The sequence below is a fragment of the Pengzhenrongella phosphoraccumulans genome (genome assembly GCF_045689905.1).
Lineage (GTDB): Bacteria > Actinomycetota > Actinomycetes > Actinomycetales > Cellulomonadaceae > Pengzhenrongella > Pengzhenrongella phosphoraccumulans.
The window spans coordinates 1353257-1369427 of sequence record NZ_CP144210.1 but is presented as its reverse complement, the minus strand read 5'-3'; the positions used below and the strand labels follow the sequence as shown (position 1 = coordinate 1369427).

Sequence of the window (16171 nt, the reverse complement as noted above, 5' to 3'; positions counted from 1 at the left end):
GCCCATGGATGGGCCTGGAGGATCGACCCAAGGATGGACACCGTGATTATCGTGACGCGACTCAACGGCTCGCAGTTCGCGATCAACCCCGATCTGCTGCAGCGCATCGACAGCACCCCGGACACGATCCTCACCTTGGTCGACAGCACGAAGTTCATCGTGAAGGAACCGATGGCCGAGGTCATCGACCTCATCACCACGTACCGGGCCACCCTCGTCGCCCGCGCCCAGGACGTGCAGCAGCGACTCGGCCTGCACGTCGCGCCGGACCTGGCCGACGACGATGACTCCCCGCTCGCCCAGCCCGTCCAGCTCTACCCCAGGAAGCCCTGATGGACCCGGCGTCCATCATCGGGATCGTCGTCTCCTTCGGCGCTGTGATCGCCTCCATCTTCATGGAGGGCTCGAGCCCGATGTCCGTCGTGCTGCCGCCCCCGATGCTCCTCGTCATCGGTGGCACGCTGGGGGCGGGCCTCACCGGGAGCACGCTCGTCGACGCCAAGCGCGCGTTCGCGGCCATCCCGAAGGCGTTCACGCTCAAGCTGCCCAAGCCCGAGCACACGATCGAGACGCTGGTCAGCCTCGCCGACCGGGCGCGTCGTGAGGGCCTGCTCGCGCTCGAGGACGCGGCCAAGGAGATCGACGACGAGTTCCTCAAGGCCGGCCTCCAGGCGGCCATCGACGGGACCGACCCCGAAGACCTGCGCACGATCCTCGACGACAAGATCGCGACCAAGCGCACCCAGGACCGTTCCGTCGCCAAGTTCTTCGCCGACATGGGCGGCTACGCGCCCACGATCGGCATCATCGGCACGGTCGTCGCCCTGGTGCACGTGCTCGAGAACCTGTCCGCGCCCGAGGTGCTCGGACCGCTGATCGCGTCGGCGTTCGTCGCCACGCTGTGGGGGCTGCTCACGGCGAACCTGCTGTGGCTCCCGTTGGCCTCGCGCCTCAAGCGTGCCTCCGACCTCGAGTGCAACCAGATGGAGGTCGCGGTCGAGGGTCTGCTGGCCGTCCAGGCCGGCGCCAACCCGCGACTGGTCGGTGAGCGCCTGCGAAGCCTGCTGCCGGCCGAGCCCACCAAGTCCGGCAAGTCCGCCAAGTCGGCGAAGTCCGCCAAGCCCGCGAAGAAGGCGGCGGCATGAGCAAGCCCCACGGCCGTCGGCCCAAGGTTCACGAGGAAGAGCACGAGAACAGTGAGCGCTGGGCCGTCAGCTACGCGGACATGATGACCGTGCTCGTCGGGCTGTTCATCGTGCTGTACGCGATGAGCCAGATCGACCAGACCAAGTTCGAGGCCCTGCGCGGCTCGCTGGCCGCCGGCTTCGGCAACGCCTCCCCGACGGTGCTCACGGGTGCCTCGGGCATCATGAAGGACGCGGGCGCCGTCCCGGCCAGCATCACGCCGGCCGGTGAGACGAGCCCGATCGCCCCGGCCGCCGAAGTCACGGCCGAGGCCAAGAACATGGCCGCAGCGCAGAGCGAGCTCGCGCGGCTCGAGGCCATGAAGGCGCAGATCGAGGCGAACCTCGTGGCGGTGGGGATGGGCAGCCAGGTGAGCTACGGGATCGACGAGCGCGGCCTGGTCGTCGGTCTGGTCGCGAACGACTTCTTCTTCGAGACGGGTAGTGCCGCTCTCAAACCCGCGGCCCAGACGGTGCTCGACGCGGCCGGACCCGTCATGGCGGCCATCCCGGACGAGATCTCGGTCGAGGGGCACGCGGACTCGGTGCCCAGCTCGGGCCGGTACGCGACGAACTGGGAGCTCTCGGCCGACCGGGCGACCCAGGTGCTGCGCCACCTCGTCGAGTCTGACGGGATCGCCGGCAGCCGGATCTCGTCCGTGAGCTTCGGCGACGCACGCCCGCTGGTCGGTGCGCCGGGCTCCGACGCGCTCGCCCTCAACCGCCGGGTCGACCTCGTGGTCCGCAGCCCGCAGTCCGAACCGGTGCGCACCCTGCTCCCGGTCGTCATCGCCGCCAACGGAAAGTGAGAGAGCTGTGACTGAGCAGCGCGTGATCTCGAGCTCGAAGCGCTCGGTGGGGGGGATCCGGGAGGGCCGCGGCGTGCCCGCCGTCGCGGACACCGCCGCGCCCGACAAGAAGCGGAAGAAGCCGAAGAAGCTCGTCGTGATCATCGCGGCCGTCGCGGTGCTCGCGCTCGCCGGTGCGGCCTACTTCTTCCTGCTCCAGCCCGGCGGTGGCGACGCCACCCCGGCGCCGACGCCCGCGCCCGTTCCCGGCAAGGTCGTGCCCATCGACGCCGTGAGCGTCAACCTGGCCGACGGCCACTACCTGCGTCTCGGTCTCGGCCTCCAGCTGACGGCCGCGGTCAGCGAGGCCCCCGACCCGTCGCGGGCCCTCGACCTCGCGATCGCCCTCTTCTCGGGCCACACCGTCGCGGAGGTCTCCGATCCCGCGACGCGAGACGCCCTCAAAGCCGAACTCGTCACCGAGCTTGCCGACGCGTACGAGGGCGAGGTGATGGATGTCTACCTGACCGACTACGTCACCCAATGAGGTGATCCCCTGACCGGCACGGATGCCGGTGGTTCGCGGCGCCATGGAGGGCGCCACATTGATCCCTTTTGCACTTCAGGGATGTGCTGGACCCCACTCAAGGACCCTCAGACAGGTTCCTCACAACGCTGAGTGCGCGGCCGATCAGAGTTCCGTGACGGTCCAGGATGCGAAGCAGGGGCGCAAGCGCCGTGGCAGTACAGGCACTCCGGTCGTCTACGACTTCCGCCGCCCGATGACCCTCGCGAGGGAGCACGGGCGCGTCCTGGAGATGGCTTTCGAGAACTTCTCGCGACAGTGGGGCAACCAGCTGTCGGCACGCCTGCGCACGCTCGCGACCGTGTCGATCGACTCCGTCACGATGCGCTCCTACGAGGAGTACGTCCGCTCGTTGCCGCAGCAGACCGTGATGCTCATGTGCACGGTCGAGCCGAGCCGGGCGACCGCCGTCGTGCAGATCCCCAGCGGGATGACGATGAGCTGGGTCGACTACCTGCTCGGTGGGCGGGGGATGGTGATCGGTGACTCCGAGCGCGAGCTCACCGAGATCGAGTTCCAGCTCGTGCGTGACCTGCTCCAGCTCTCCCTGAGCGACCTCAGCTACGCGTTCGCCGCTGTCCTGCCGATGAAGGTCGACGTGCGGACCGTGCAGTACAGCCCGCAGTTCGTCCAGGCGGTGGCGGCGTCCGCGCCCGTCATCGTCGCGACGTTCACCATGCGCGTGGGCGAGCTCGAGGACACCACCACGATGATGCTGCCGGCCGACGTCATGCTCGCCGGCCTGCGCGCCCGCGACGACACCGACGGCCGGACCGCCTCCGAGCTCGCCGCGCACGACGACGTCCTCGGCCGGCTCTCGGTCGGGGTCGGCTTCGTGCCGGTCCCGGTCGCCGTCCGGTTCGGTCCGATCACGGTCCGCCCGTCCGACGTCGTCGGCCTCGCGGTGGGCGACGTCCTCCCGCTGGGCCACCCCACCTCTCGACCTCTCGACGTCGTCGTCGACGACGTCGTGCTCGCCCGGGCCGCCGCCGGGACCCAAGGCACGCGCCTCGCGTGTGTCGTCGTGACCTCCGAGGAGACCTCCTGATGTTCGCCACCGCCACTCTCGCTCCCGAGGCCCGCGCCGCCGCCGAGCTGCTCGTCGGCCTGCTCCCCTCCACGGTCCCGCTGACCGTCGAACCGCTCGATCCCGCTCGCGGGCCGAGCGCCGACTCGGCCGCGGTCGTGTCGACCTTCGTCGGGGCGTCGAGCGTCGAGCTGATCCTCGTCGCGGAGCGCGCGGTCGCCGACTCGCTGGCCGGCGCCGGGGGCACCCCGATCTCGCTCGCCGATGCCCTGCGTCCCGCGCTCGAGGCCGCCGCGGTCGCGTTCGGACCGGGCGTTCTCGACGTCGCCGAGATCCGCCCCGTCGGCGACGACCTGTCCGGCGAGGGCCTCACCGCCTTCGCGCTCATGGCCGGCGGCGCCGCGCAGGCCTGGTTCGGTATCCGCAACCGGGCGCGCACCCCCGCGGTGCCGCAGCAGCGCGACCCGCGCCAGCACGCCGACATGCGCCTGCTCTACGACGTCGAGATGACGCTGACCGCGGAGATCGGCCGGACCCGGCTGCCCATCCGTCAGGTCCTCGAGCTCATCCCCGGTTCCGTGCTCGAGCTCGACCGCGCCGCGGGCGCACCCGCCGACATCATGGTCAACGGTCGTCTCATCGCCCGCGGCGAGGTCGTCGTCGTCGACGAGGACTACGGGATCCGCATCACCGAGATCGTCGCCGCCGACCAGACCACCGCCTGATGTCCGTCGCGCTCGTGGGCGTGCGGGTGGTGCTTGCCCTCGCGTGCGTGCTCGTCCTCATCTGGTTCGCCGGCCGCAAGCTCTCCGGAACCTCGGGCGTGCGCAGGTCGCGGTCGATGCCGCTCAGCGTGATCGGGCGGCAGTCGCTCGGCAAGGGCGCGGGCGTCGCGCTGATCGAGGTCGCCGGGCGGGTGCTCCTGCTCGGGGTCAGCGACCAGGGCGTCCGGGTCCTCACCGAGATCGACGTGCCCGCGCCCGAACCTGTGGTGATCGCAGACCTGCCCGTGCCGGACGACGCGGCCGTCGTGCTGCGCGAGGAGATCGACCTCGCCACGCTCGTCTCCCCGTACCCCGACGGCTCCAGCCGACTCACGGACCCGGTCGAGCTCGCCCAGCTCGCCGGCCTGGCCGCGGCGTCGAGCGCGCGCGGTGCGAGCGCGTTGCACGGCTCGATCCTGTCGCCGGACACCTGGCGGCGCGCGGTCGACGCCATCCAGCAGCGCACCGTGCGGCGATGAGGCGCGCGCTGCGCGCGCTCCTCACCGTCGCCGGGGTCGTCTTCCTGCTCGCCCTGGCCGGTGCCGCGCCCGCGACTGCGGCCAGCTCGACGGCAGCGACCATGACGGCGCCCGCGACGACGCCAGCGACCGCAGCTGCACCCGCCGCGTTGCCCGCGGCGCCTGCCCCGCCGGTCGACCCGGCAGCACCGGCCGACCCGACCGCCCCGGGCGCCGACCCCTCGGTCACGGTCGATCTCAACGGCGTGAACGGGGCCCCGAGCGGCTCCATCACCGTGCTGCTCGCGCTCACCGTGCTGTCGGTGGCCCCGTCCTTGCTGCTGATGATGACGAGCTTCACCAAGATCTTCGTGGTGCTCGCGCTCACCCGGAACGCGCTCGGGCTCACGGGCGTGCCGCCCAACCAGATCCTCGCCGGGCTCGCGCTATTCCTCAGCCTCTTCATCATGGCGCCGGTGCTCTCCGAGGTGAACACGGTCGGCCTGCAGCCGTACCTCGATGGGAGCCAGACGTTCACCCAGGCGGTCGAGGTCGGTCAGGTCCCGCTGCGCGAGTTCATGCTCAAGCAGACCCGTGAGGAGGACCTTGCGCTGATGACCCGCGCGGCCGACCTGCCCAACCCCGAGGACAAGGCCGCGGTCTCCACCCTCACGCTCATCCCGGCGTTCATGCTCTCCGAGCTGCGCAGCGCGTTCATCATCGGGTTCGTCATCTTCGTGCCGTTCCTCATCATCGATCTCGTGGTGTCCTCGTCGCTGATGGCGATGGGCATGATGATGCTGCCGCCGACGATGGTGGCGCTCCCGTTCAAGCTGCTGCTGTTCGTGCTGATCGACGGGTGGGGCCTGATCATCACGGCGCTCGTCGGCAGCTACAGCCTGACGGGCGGTTGACCCGTGGACACCAACGCCGTTCTCGACATCGGTCTCCAATCCCTGATCCTGGCCGCCAAGCTGTGCGCCCCGGTGCTCGTCACCGCGCTCGTCGTCGGGCTGGCGATCTCGCTGCTGCAGTCGGTCACGCAGGTCCAGGAGGCCACGCTGAGCTTCGTGCCGAAGGCGATCGCCGTCGGGATCGTGCTGCTCGTCACCGGGCACTGGATGATCTCGGAGACCGTGTCGTTCACGCAGGAGCTCTTCTTGCAGATCCCGTCGCTGCTCAGCGGGGGCTGACGCGATGACCCTCGCTCTGCCCTGGGGCGGCCTCGAGTCCGTGCTGCTCGCGGGCGTCCGGATCGCCGCGTTCTTCGTCATCGCGCCGCCGTTCTCGCACCGGGGGGTCCCCGGCACCGTGAAGGTCATGCTCGCGATGGGGCTGGCCCTGCTGATCGCGCCGCGGGCGCGCGCGGCGTCGGACCCGACCGACGTCGCCGCGTTCGTCGGCCAGCTGCTGCTGCAGGTCCTCGTCGGGCTCGCCCTGGGCTTCCTGGTCGCGCTCGTGTTCGCCGCGGTGCAGTCGGCCGGTGGGCTGATCGACCTGTTCGCCGGGTTCCAGCTCGCCCAGGCCTACGACCCGATGGGCCTGTTCAGCGGCGCGCAGTTCGCGCGGCTCTACCAGCTCACGGCGATCGTGCTGCTGTTCGCCTCCGATGGGTACCAGCTGGTGATCCTCGGGCTGGTCCGCACGTTCGACGTGCTCCCGCTCGGCATGCCGCTGGACCTGGCCGCCATGGCCGCGGTCAGCACGGCGGGCTTCACCCAGATGTTCCTCGCGGCGCTCCAGGTCGCGGGCCCGCTCGTCGTCGTCCTCTTCCTGGCCGACGTCGGTCTCGGTCTCCTCACGCGCGTCGCTCCCGCCCTGAACGCGTTCGCGCTCGGCTTCCCGCTCAAGATCCTGCTGACGCTCATGCTGTCCGCGACCGCATTCCTTGCTCTGCCGCAGCTCGTCGCGCACCTCACCGGCGACGCCGTGACCGCCATCATGGAGGTGACCCGGTGAGCGGGGACGCGGGCGACAAGTCGCAGAAGGCCACCCCGAAGCGCATGAAGCAGCTGCGTCACGACGGTGCGCTGCAGCGCTCGCAGGACCTGTCCGCGTGGCTCGGCATGGGCGTCGCGGCCATGACGCTCACCGCCGTGCTCGCGTCCGGGTCCGAGCACGCCGTCGAGCAGCTCATGGTGGTGCGCACGATCATCGCCCACCCGGATCCGAAGTTCGCCGTGCAGGCCCTGTTCGACGGCGCTTCGTCGATCCTGGGGACGCTCACGCCGCTGCTCGCCGTCGTCGTGGTCGCCGCGGTCGTGGGCTCCGCGGTGCAGGGCGGGATCTGGTTCTCGACCAAGAAGCTCAAGCCGACCTTCAAGCACTTCAACGTCATCAAGGGGCTCAAGAACGTCTTCGGCGGGCAGGCCTGGTGGAACGGGCTCAAGGCGCTGCTCAAGACGATCGTCGTCGGGGGCGTGCTGTTCATCACCGTCAAGAACATCACCCCGCTGCTGATGACCTCGGGCGGGCTGTCCCTGCAGCAGGTGCTCGGGCTCGCGAGCGGCGGCGTCGCCACCCTCATGAAGACGGCCGTCGCGGCGGGCCTGATCCTGGCGGCGTTCGACATCCTCGTCATCCGCAAGACGAACCGGAAGCAGACGATGATGAGCGTCCAGGAGATCAAGCAGGAGAGCAAGTCCTCCGAGGGCGACCCGCTGCTCAAGGGCGCGATCCGGTCCAAGCAGCTGGCGATGAGCCGCAACCGCATGATGGCGGCGGTCGCCACGGCCGACGTCGTGCTCGTCAACCCCACGCACGTCGCCGTCGCGCTGCGGTACGAGCCCGGCCACGGAGCGCCGCGCGTGGTGGCCAAGGGCTCCGGTCACGTGGCCGCGCGCATCCGCGCCGAGGCGACGGCCAAGCTCGTGCCGATGGTCGCCGACGTGCCGCTCGCCCGCGCCCTGAACGCGGCGTGCGAGATCGGCCAGGAGGTTCCCGAGGACCTGTTCGTCCAGGTCGCGAAGATCCTCGCGTTCGTCATGTCCCTGCGCCGCCGCGGTGCGGCCCAGGGCATCCACACCCTCGCCGAGCGCCACGTCGCATGACCCCCGCTGCTCGGCGCCCCGCCTGCCCCGCCTGCCCCGCCTGCCCCCGAACGAGGACGAGTCGATGAACAACAAGAACATTGCCGGGCTCGCGGTCCCCGCGGGCGTGGTCGGCGTCGTCATGCTGCTCGTCGTACCGATCCCGGCACCGATGCTCGACCTGCTGATCACCGTCAACATCATCGGCTCGCTCGTGATCCTGCTGACGAGCATGTACGTCAAGCGGCCGCTCGACTTCTCGATCTTCCCGTCGCTGCTGTTGATCGCGACGCTGTTCCGGCTCGGGCTGAACGTGGCCTCGACGCGACTGGTGCTGCGCGACGGCTACGCGGGCGAGGTCATCGAAGCGTTCGGTCACTTCGTGGTGGGCGGGTCCCTGGTCATCGGGCTCGTGATCTTCATGATCCTGGTGGTCATCCAGTTCGTCGTGATCACGAACGGCGCCGGGCGCGTGGCCGAGGTCGGCGCCCGATTCACCCTGGACGCGATGCCCGGCAAGCAGATGGCGATCGACGCCGACCTCAACTCGGGCCTCATCGACGAGGACACCGCGCGCCGGCGCCGGGCCGACGTCGGCGCCGAGGCGGACTTCTACGGGGCGATGGACGGTGGGTCGAAGTTCGTCAAGGGCGACGCGATCGCGGGCATCATCATCACGCTGATCAACCTCATCGGCGGGTTTATCATCGGGATGCTGCAGATGGGGATGAGCGCCGGCGACTCGCTCAACCACTTCAGCCTCCTGACCATCGGCGACGGCCTCGTCACCCAGATCCCGGCGCTGCTGCTCTCGGTCTCGAGCGGCATCATCGTCACGCGCGCCACGGCGGACGGCGACCTCGGCTCGGCCGCGAGCAAGCAGCTCGCCCAGTCCAGCCAGGCGCTGCAGATCGCCGGGGTCGCGGCGATCGCCCTCGCTCTCATCCCCGGCCTGCCCAAGCTGCCGTTCATGACCATCGGCGCGCTGCTCGTCTTCGCCGGCCAGCGGGTCAAGGCGCGCGACGATGCCGAGGCCGCCGCCGCCCTGGTCGCCGGGCCGGTCGCGCCGCCGCAGTCGCCTGACAGCCCCGAGTCGCTCATCGAGCAGATGCGCGTGCACGCCCTCGAGATCCTGCTCGCCCCGGACCTGGTCGACCTGGTCGGCGGGGGCGACGGCGACCTGCTGTCCCGGGTGCGCGGCCTGCGCCGCAAGATCGCGCTCGACCTCGGCATCGTCGTGCCGCCGGTCCGCACGCGCGACTCCGTCGACCTGCCCCGCTCGACCTACGCGGTCCGGATCTCCGGCGTCGAGGTCGGCCGCGGCGAGCTGCCCGTCGGGCGCATGCTCGCGCTCGGTGACGCGCTCGAGGCGTTGCCCGGCACCGCAGTGCTCGAGCCCGTGTTCGGGCTCGCCGGCAAGTGGATCCCCGCGGAGCTGCGGCACGCGGCCGAGATGTCCGGGGCGACGGTGATCGACCGGGTCTCGGTGCTCATCACGCACCTGGGCTCGATCATCGGCGCGAACGCCTCCCGCCTGCTGACGCGCGAGGACGTCCGGGTCCTGACCGAGGGCGTCAAGCACGTCAACCCGTCCGTGGTCGACGAGCTGATCCCCGGCCTGCTCAGCCTCGGCGAGGTCCAGCGCGTGCTGCACGGGCTGCTCGACGAGCAGGTGCCGATCCGCGACCTGGGCCGCATCTACGAGGCGCTCGCGCTGCGGGCCAAGGTCGGCACGGACGTCCCCGGCCTGGTCAACGCCGCCCGGACCGCGCTCGGTCCGGCGCTGGCGGCGCCGTACGGGCACGAGGGCGTGCTGCGCGTCGTGGTCATCGACCCGATGCTCGAGCAGCACCTCGTGGAGTCGCTGCGCCCCGCCGACGGCGGCGCGCAGATCATGCTCGATCCCGATCGGGTCGACGCGGTGCTCTCGTCGGTGCGAGCCTGCGTCGCGGCGGGGGAGTCGGCGGGCTACCCTCTGGTGCTCACCTGCGCGCCGGCCCTGCGGGCGGCGATGCGCCGCCTGGTCGTGCTGGCCAGCCCGGATCTGCCTGTGCTCTCCTACACCGAGGTGACCGGTTCAGGACTGCGGATCGAGACCGTAGGGACGGTACGCGATGCCCACGCGATTGCTGCTTGACGGCGACGACCTGGCCTCCCTCATGCACCGGGTGCGCGTCGAGATGGGGCCGAACGCCGTGGTGGTCCGCGCCGAGCGGGTGCGCACGGGCGGGGTCGCCGGGTTCTTCGCGAAGGAGCACTACGAGCTCACCGTCGAGGTGCCCGAGCCGCCGCGCCGGTCTCTGCGCCGACAGGCCGTGCCTCGATCGGACGTCGGCTCCGGTATGGCCGGCCTGCTCGACGCGGCCGACGCCGCCGAGGCGTGGGACGCCGGCCAGGCCGCGCCGGCCGGCCGGCCGGCCGCGCCGGAGCCCGGCCTGCGCGTGTCGACCGACGCCGACACGTTCGCGTCACTGCTCGCCTCGATCGACGACATGGCCGACGTGCCCACCGCCAAGCCGCCGCACGCCACGGTGGCGCCGGCCACTGCGGTGCCGGCCACGGCGGTGCCCGTCGCGCCCGGGATGCGCGCTGCCCTGCTCGGCAGCACGCCGTCGTCGGGCCTGCTCGACCGGTTCGGTGCGCCGATCTCGTCGCCGGCCGTTCCGGTCGGCGACGGCGGCGCCTCGACGCGCCCCGCCGGCGGCGACCGGCGGGCACTCCTGCGACTGGGGGTCCCGGCGACCCTGCTCGGCAGCGGCCCGCTGGACGAGGCCCTGCCGCTCTCCGACCTGCTCGCTCGCCTGGTCCGGCCCCCCGCGCTGGTGCGCGCCCCGGGGTCGATCGTCGCCGTCGTCGGGGAGAGCGCGCAGGCGCTCGCCGTCGCCACCCAGCTCGCGGCGCGCGTGCGCCAGGACCCGCACGACGTGGTGCTTGCCGGCCAGATGCATGCGGTCGCCGGCCACTCCCGCCGGCTGCTGAGCTCGTCGGCGGCGGCCCTGCACCGGGCGCGGTGCGCCGACGGCGAGCAGGTCAGCATCGTCGCGATCGGCGTCGGCCCTCAGGTCGAGGCCTGGCCGGCTGCCGCCGAGCTGCTAGCCGACCTCGGCCCTGACCAGGCGTGGGCCGTCGTGGACGCGCGACGCAAGACCGCCGACCTGCGCGCGTGGGTGCGTTCGGTCGGGCGGCCTCGGGAGTTCGACGTCGTGGCGGTGGCCGCGCTTCACGACACCCAGGAGCCCGGGACCGTGCTCGACCTCGGCGTCCCGGTGGGCTGGATCGACGGGCTGCCGGCCACCCCGGTCGTGTGGGCGGCCGTGCTGAGCGAGCGGCTCGAGTCCGGCACGCGCTGGGACTGAGGGCGCGCCCGGCGTGCACCGCTGCCGTGAGCGGATAGTCTCGCGTGCATGTTGGTGCTGAGCCGTCGCGTGGGCGAGCGACTGATGATCGGTGACGACATCGTCATCACGATTCTCGAGGTGCGCAGCGACGGCGTGCGGTTGGGGATCGACGCGCCCCGTTCGATCGCCGTCAACCGGGCCGAGGTCATCGAGGCGGTCAAGGCCGCCAACCTTGCAGCCTCCGCAGCGACGGACTCAGCGGTCGACACCCTCCGTCGCCTCGTGCCGCCCCGCACCGCCCCTGCACAGCCGGAATCGGGCGCCTGACCGCACCGCGCGGTCGAATGGTCATACCCCCTGCGCCCGTACCGCTCATCTCCGCCCCTGCCCTGTCGATCAGTCGGGCAGTCACAGGTCCGAGGTGTGTGGAGGCAGCAATGGATGACATGGACGAGATCGTCCGTGAGTTCTTGGTCGAGAGCTACGAGAACCTCGATCAGCTCGATCAAGATCTGGTGGCCCTCGAGGGTGCACCTGGTTCGCGCGAGCTGCTGAGCAGCATCTTTCGCACGATCCACACCATCAAGGGCACCAGCGGCTTCCTCGCGTTCGGGCTGCTCGAGAAGGTCACCCACGCGGGGGAGAACCTGCTCGTCCAGCTTCGCGAGGGCAAGCGGGCGATGGACCTGCACACCACGGATGTGCTGCTCCGCATGGTCGACACCGTGCGCGAGATCCTCGCGTCGATCGAGACCGGGGGGGTCGAGGGTGAAATCGCCGTCGACGAGGTGATCCAGCAGATCCACGACGTGCTCGAGAACCGGCCTGTCGCGTCTCCGCCGCAGCCCGCAGCGGTTGCCGCTGCCGAGCCCGTCGAGCCCGCCGTCGAGCCCCGTCTCGAGCCGGCTGACCCGCCGGCCGGCGCACTGCCCACCCAGCGCGACCACGCCGCCGACGAGCCGGTCGCAGCGGCGAGCGAGCCCGCCTCGGAGGGACCTGGACCTCGGACGGCGTCCGACGCCTCGATCCGGGTCGATGTCGACCTTCTCGACGCGCTCATGCGCCAGGTCGGGGAGCTCGTGCTGGCGCGCAACCAGATCAACCGCCTCGCGGACGGCACGGTCGACGTCGACCTCGTGCGCGCATCCCAGCGGCTGAGCCTGATCGCGTCGGAGCTGCAGGAGGGCGTCATGAAGACGCGCATGCAGCCCATCGATCACGTGTGGGCGAAGATGCCGCGCATCGTGCGCGACCTCGCCGCCACCTGCGGGCGCCAGGTCCGCCTGGACATGGTCGGCGGTGACACGGAGCTCGACCGCACCCTGCTGGAGGCGGTCAAGGACCCGCTGACCCACCTGGTGCGCAACGCGATCGACCACGGCATCGAGTCCCCGGCGGACCGCGTCGCGGCCGGCAAGGCGGCTGTCGGCGTGCTGACCCTGCGTGCGTACCACGCGGGCGGCCAGGTCATCGTCGACGTCGTCGACGACGGCAAGGGCGTCGACGTCGAGCGGGTCGCCGCCAAGGCGATCGAGCGCGGGCTGCGCACCCCCGAGCAGATCGCGGGCATGAGCGAGCCCGACCTGCTCCAGCTGCTCTTCCTGCCCGGCTTCTCTATGGCGGCGGCCGTCACCAAGGTCTCCGGCCGCGGTGTGGGCATGGACGTCGTGCGCACCAAGATCGAGGCCATCGGCGGTCAGGTGGACGTCGAGTCCACGATCGGCCGCGGCACGACGTGGCGCCTGCGCATCCCGCTGACGCTCGCGATCATGCCCGCGCTCACGGTCGAGTCGGCCGGCGAGCTGTACGCGATCCCGCAGGTCAGCCTGCTCGAGCTCGTCGCGCTCGACGGGCAGAAGGCCCGGACGGCGATCGAGTACATCGGCACCGCGCCGGTCTACCGGCTGCGCGGCGACCTGCTTCCCCTGGTGGCGCTGCGCGACGTGCTGGAGACGGGTCACCATCGGGAAGCCAGCACGCCCGCCGTGATCGCGGTGCTGCAGGCGGACACGCAGCGTTTCGGCCTCATCATCGACCGGGTCCTCAACACCGAGGAGATCGTCGTCAAGGCGCTCTCGGCCCGACTCAAGGGCATCGGCGTCTACGCCGGGGCAACCCTGCTCAGTGACGGTCGCGTCTCGCTCATCCTCGACGTCGGCGCGATCGCGCGCCGGTCGCTGAGCGCCGAGCCGTTGGACCTCGATCGCGAGTCGTCCGCCGCCTCGGCGGTTGCCGTCGTCACGACGGAACAGGTGCTGGTCGCCGGTATCGGTGGCGGCCGCCGCGTGGCGATCCCTCTCGATGCGGTCACGCGTCTCGAACGCCTGCGCAGCGACCTGGTCGAGCACGTCGGCGGACGCGAGGTGGTCCAATACCGCGGCGCGATCGTCCCGATCGTCCGGCTCGCCGGGCTCCTCGGGGGGACGGCTGCGACCGACCTGGACGACCTGCTCGTCATCGTCTCCACGCGCGGCGCGCGCAGCGTGGCCATCGTGGTCGACGAGATCGTCGACATCGTGGACGACGACGCAGCGCAGCACAGCCAGATCGACGGCTGCGGTCTGATCGGTTCGACGGTGCTCAAGGACCGCGTCACCGAACGGCTCGACGTGACGCAGGCGGTGCTCACCGCGGACCCGACGTTCTTCGATGACGACACCAGCGGTGACGACGCCAGCGGCACGTACTACCGGGCTGCCCTGCCGGGCCTGTCCGTGCGATCCGGGCTCGATTCACTCGTGGGGGTTTGAGATGGGTAAGCAGCTCGCGACGTTCACGGTCGGCGGAGCCCGGTACGGCATCGATGTGCTCCGGGTCCAGGAGGTGCTCCGCGCGCACGTCCGGACGGCCGTGCCGCTCGCGCCTGCCGGGGTGACCGGCCTCGTGAACCTGCGTGGTCAGGTCGTCATGACCATCGACCTGCGCACGCGTCTCGGGCTCCCACCCCTGGCCGTCGACGCCGAACCGATGATGGTGGTCGTCGAGGTGGACGGCGAGGCGATCAGCCTGCTCGTCGATGAGATCGGCGACGTCTTCGACGTGGACGAGTCGCAGTTCGAGACCCCGCCCGACACGCTCCCCGCCGCTCTGCGCGAGGTCATCCTGGGTGCGTACAAGCTCGAGCAGGGCCTGCTGCTCGCGCTCGACGTGGATCGCGCCACCGCTGCCTAGCGCACCCGCGCCCTGCAGGTGGCCGGAGCACTCACAAACGAGGTCGGGCGACCGATCGAGGAGGTGAGGCGCGCACGGATGCGCGCAGAGGTGCGGGGGGAACACGATGATCTTTGACAGATCGGTTCGACGACGGCACAGCAGGTCGGGCCCCTGGGCCTGGTTCCGGGACCGGCGCCTGAGCACCAAGCTCTTCACCGTCGTCCTCGCCCTGACCGCGACGTTCGCGGGGGTGGGGGGCTACGGGGCTCTCGTCCTGCTGCAGACCAGCGCGCAGACCGACCTGGTCGCGTCCAGGTCGAACGGTGTGCTCGTCCCGATGCAGGACGCGCGCGTCGGCCAGATCCGCAGCCAGCTCATGCTGCGCCAGCTCGCGATGTCGCGCACCGACTCGGGTCGCGACCGCGCCACGCAGGCGATCGTCGGCAATGACGCACTCGTGCGCCAGGCGATCGAGCTCGTCGACGCGAACCTCGCCGCCCCCCTGCCCGCGTGGGACGACTTCCTGGTCGCGTGGGAGGGCTGGGTCACGTTCCGGGACGCGACGCTCCTGCCGCTCGCCCAGGCCGGTGACGTCTCAGCGGTCGACCTCGCGATCGCCTCGGCCCCCGCGGCCGACGCCGATGCGCAGGGCCGGTCCATCGCGCTGGCTGCACGGGTTGTCGGCGCCCAGATCGACGCGGCCGCGGCGTCCGCACGGAGCGAGATGCGACAGACGATGGCCATCCTCGTCGGGGTCTTCGCGGTGGGTACTTTCCTGGCGGCCCTGCTCGCGTTCGCGGTGATCCGCTCCGTGACGCGCGGCGTCCGCGGCGTCCAGCGCTCGCTCGTGGCCATGTCTGACGGCGACCTCACCGTGTCCGCGAGCGTTGTCGGCCGGGACGAGATCGGCGCGATGGCGCAGGCGCTCGCGACCGCCCAGGAGTCGCTGCGCGCGATGCTGGCCGGGGTCGCGGGCACCGCCGCGACGGTCGCGTCGGCGGCGGCTGCCCTCGCGGCGTCGAACGCCCAGGTCGCGGCCGGTTCGGACGAGACGAGCACGCAGTCGGGCGTGATCGCGGCCGCCGCCGAACGGGTCAGCCAGAACGTGCAGACGGTGGCCTCCGGGGCCGAGCAGATGGGGGCCTCGATCCGCGAGATCGCGCAGAACTCGAACCAGGCGGCGAACGTCGCCGGCTACGCCGTGGAGGTTTCCGACTCGACCGCTGCGACCGTGCGCGAGCTCGGCCAGAGCTCGCAGGACATCGGCGCCGTCGTGAAGGTGATCACCTCGATCGCGAAGCAGACCAACCTGCTCGCGCTGAACGCCACCATCGAGGCGGCGCGCGCGGGCGCCGCCGGCCGAGGCTTCGCCGTCGTGGCCAAGGAGGTCAAGGAGCTCGCCCGGGAGTCCGCGCTGGCGGCCGAGGACATCGGGCAGCGCATCGCGACGACGCAGGACGCCGCGTCGTCGGCCGTGGTCGCCATCGGTGAGATCTCCGCGATCATCGCCTCGATCAACGACTTCCAGCTCACGATCGCGAGCGCGGTCGAGGAGCAGACGGCGACGACCAACGAGATGTCCCGGTCCGTCGGGCAGGCGGCAGAGGGGTCGGAGGAGATCGCGATGAGCATGTCCCGCGTCGCGTCCTCGGCGGCCGAGGCCAGCGCCGTGCTCGGCCAGATGAGCGGGTCCGTCGACGAGCTCGCGCGCATGTCGCAGGATCTGCGCGAGCGGGTCGCCGCTTTCACGTACTGAGGTCGGACTGCACTACTCAACACGTCGTCGCCCCGGTCGATGAGAAGCCTGACCCCGCGAAACGCCGGGGCCGAGCAGACCACGGCCG

17 protein-coding genes are annotated in these 16171 nt (G+C 71.2%); all 17 read left to right on the top strand.

What is annotated here, in order from left to right:
- The first annotated feature begins 42 nt into the window (after positions 1 to 42).
- The 17 genes from VTA80_RS06370 to VTA80_RS06290 all read left to right on the top strand — a co-directional run bounded on the left by VTA80_RS06370 (position 43) and on the right by VTA80_RS06290 (position 16083).
- A complete protein-coding gene (locus tag VTA80_RS06370; RefSeq protein WP_407344555.1) occupies positions 43 to 333 on the top strand; it encodes a flagellar FlbD family protein in 291 nt (96 codons plus the stop codon).
- Entirely contained in the window at positions 333 to 1145 is an 813-nt protein-coding gene (locus VTA80_RS06365) for a motility protein A (RefSeq protein WP_407344554.1), read from the top strand. The genes VTA80_RS06370 and VTA80_RS06365 overlap by 1 nt, the downstream gene beginning before the upstream one ends.
- Positions 1142 to 1993 carry a flagellar motor protein MotB gene (locus VTA80_RS06360; RefSeq protein WP_407344553.1) on the top strand — a complete coding sequence of 284 codons (852 nt, stop codon included), beginning with the start codon at positions 1142 to 1144 and terminating at the stop codon, positions 1991 to 1993. Before VTA80_RS06365 ends, VTA80_RS06360 begins: the two co-directional genes overlap by 4 nt.
- A 7-nt stretch (positions 1994 to 2000) precedes the next feature.
- Positions 2001 to 2519 carry a flagellar basal body-associated protein FliL gene (fliL, locus tag VTA80_RS06355; protein WP_407344552.1) on the top strand — a complete coding sequence of 173 codons (519 nt, stop codon included), beginning with the start codon at positions 2001 to 2003 and terminating at the stop codon, positions 2517 to 2519.
- Positions 2520 to 2673: 154 nt separating this feature from the next.
- Positions 2674 to 3606: a flagellar motor switch protein FliM gene (locus VTA80_RS06350; RefSeq protein ID WP_407344551.1), complete on the top strand. Its 933-nt coding sequence runs from the start codon at positions 2674 to 2676 to the stop codon at positions 3604 to 3606.
- On the top strand, positions 3606 to 4310 hold the full coding sequence (gene fliN / locus VTA80_RS06345) for a flagellar motor switch protein FliN (RefSeq protein WP_407344550.1): 705 nt from the start codon (positions 3606 to 3608) through the stop codon (positions 4308 to 4310). Before VTA80_RS06350 ends, fliN begins: the two co-directional genes overlap by 1 nt.
- Positions 4310 to 4828, top strand: coding sequence for a FliO/MopB family protein (locus VTA80_RS06340; protein ID WP_407344549.1), 519 nt, complete (start codon positions 4310 to 4312; stop codon positions 4826 to 4828). Before fliN ends, VTA80_RS06340 begins: the two co-directional genes overlap by 1 nt.
- Positions 4825 to 5721 carry a flagellar type III secretion system pore protein FliP gene (gene fliP, locus VTA80_RS06335; RefSeq protein ID WP_407344548.1) on the top strand — a complete coding sequence of 299 codons (897 nt, stop codon included), beginning with the start codon at positions 4825 to 4827 and terminating at the stop codon, positions 5719 to 5721. Before VTA80_RS06340 ends, fliP begins: the two co-directional genes overlap by 4 nt.
- A gap of 3 nt (positions 5722 to 5724) precedes the next feature.
- Entirely contained in the window at positions 5725 to 6000 is a 276-nt protein-coding gene (fliQ, locus tag VTA80_RS06330; protein ID WP_407344547.1) for a flagellar biosynthesis protein FliQ, read from the top strand.
- 4 nt (positions 6001 to 6004) lie between these two features.
- On the top strand, positions 6005 to 6766 hold the full coding sequence (locus VTA80_RS06325; RefSeq protein ID WP_407344546.1) for a flagellar biosynthetic protein FliR: 762 nt from the start codon (positions 6005 to 6007) through the stop codon (positions 6764 to 6766).
- Entirely contained in the window at positions 6763 to 7857 is a 1095-nt protein-coding gene (locus VTA80_RS06320) for a flagellar biosynthesis protein FlhB (protein WP_407344545.1), read from the top strand. The genes VTA80_RS06325 and VTA80_RS06320 overlap by 4 nt, the downstream gene beginning before the upstream one ends.
- A gap of 64 nt (positions 7858 to 7921) precedes the next feature.
- On the top strand, positions 7922 to 9973 hold the full coding sequence (locus VTA80_RS06315; RefSeq protein ID WP_407344544.1) for a flagellar biosynthesis protein FlhA: 2052 nt from the start codon (positions 7922 to 7924) through the stop codon (positions 9971 to 9973).
- Positions 9951 to 11192 carry a hypothetical protein gene (locus tag VTA80_RS06310; RefSeq protein WP_407344543.1) on the top strand — a complete coding sequence of 414 codons (1242 nt, stop codon included), beginning with the start codon at positions 9951 to 9953 and terminating at the stop codon, positions 11190 to 11192. The genes VTA80_RS06315 and VTA80_RS06310 overlap by 23 nt, the downstream gene beginning before the upstream one ends.
- A gap of 48 nt (positions 11193 to 11240) precedes the next feature.
- Positions 11241 to 11501, top strand: coding sequence for a carbon storage regulator CsrA (csrA, locus tag VTA80_RS06305; RefSeq protein WP_407344542.1), 261 nt, complete (start codon positions 11241 to 11243; stop codon positions 11499 to 11501).
- A 110-nt stretch (positions 11502 to 11611) separates the two neighbouring features.
- Positions 11612 to 13924 carry a chemotaxis protein CheA gene (locus VTA80_RS06300; RefSeq protein ID WP_407344541.1) on the top strand — a complete coding sequence of 771 codons (2313 nt, stop codon included), beginning with the start codon at positions 11612 to 11614 and terminating at the stop codon, positions 13922 to 13924.
- 1 nt (position 13925) lies between these two features.
- On the top strand, positions 13926 to 14345 hold the full coding sequence (locus VTA80_RS06295; RefSeq protein ID WP_407344540.1) for a chemotaxis protein CheW: 420 nt from the start codon (positions 13926 to 13928) through the stop codon (positions 14343 to 14345).
- Positions 14346 to 14451: 106 nt separating this feature from the next.
- Positions 14452 to 16083, top strand: coding sequence for a methyl-accepting chemotaxis protein (locus tag VTA80_RS06290; RefSeq protein WP_407344539.1), 1632 nt, complete (start codon positions 14452 to 14454; stop codon positions 16081 to 16083).
- Positions 16084 to 16171 lie beyond the last annotated feature (88 nt).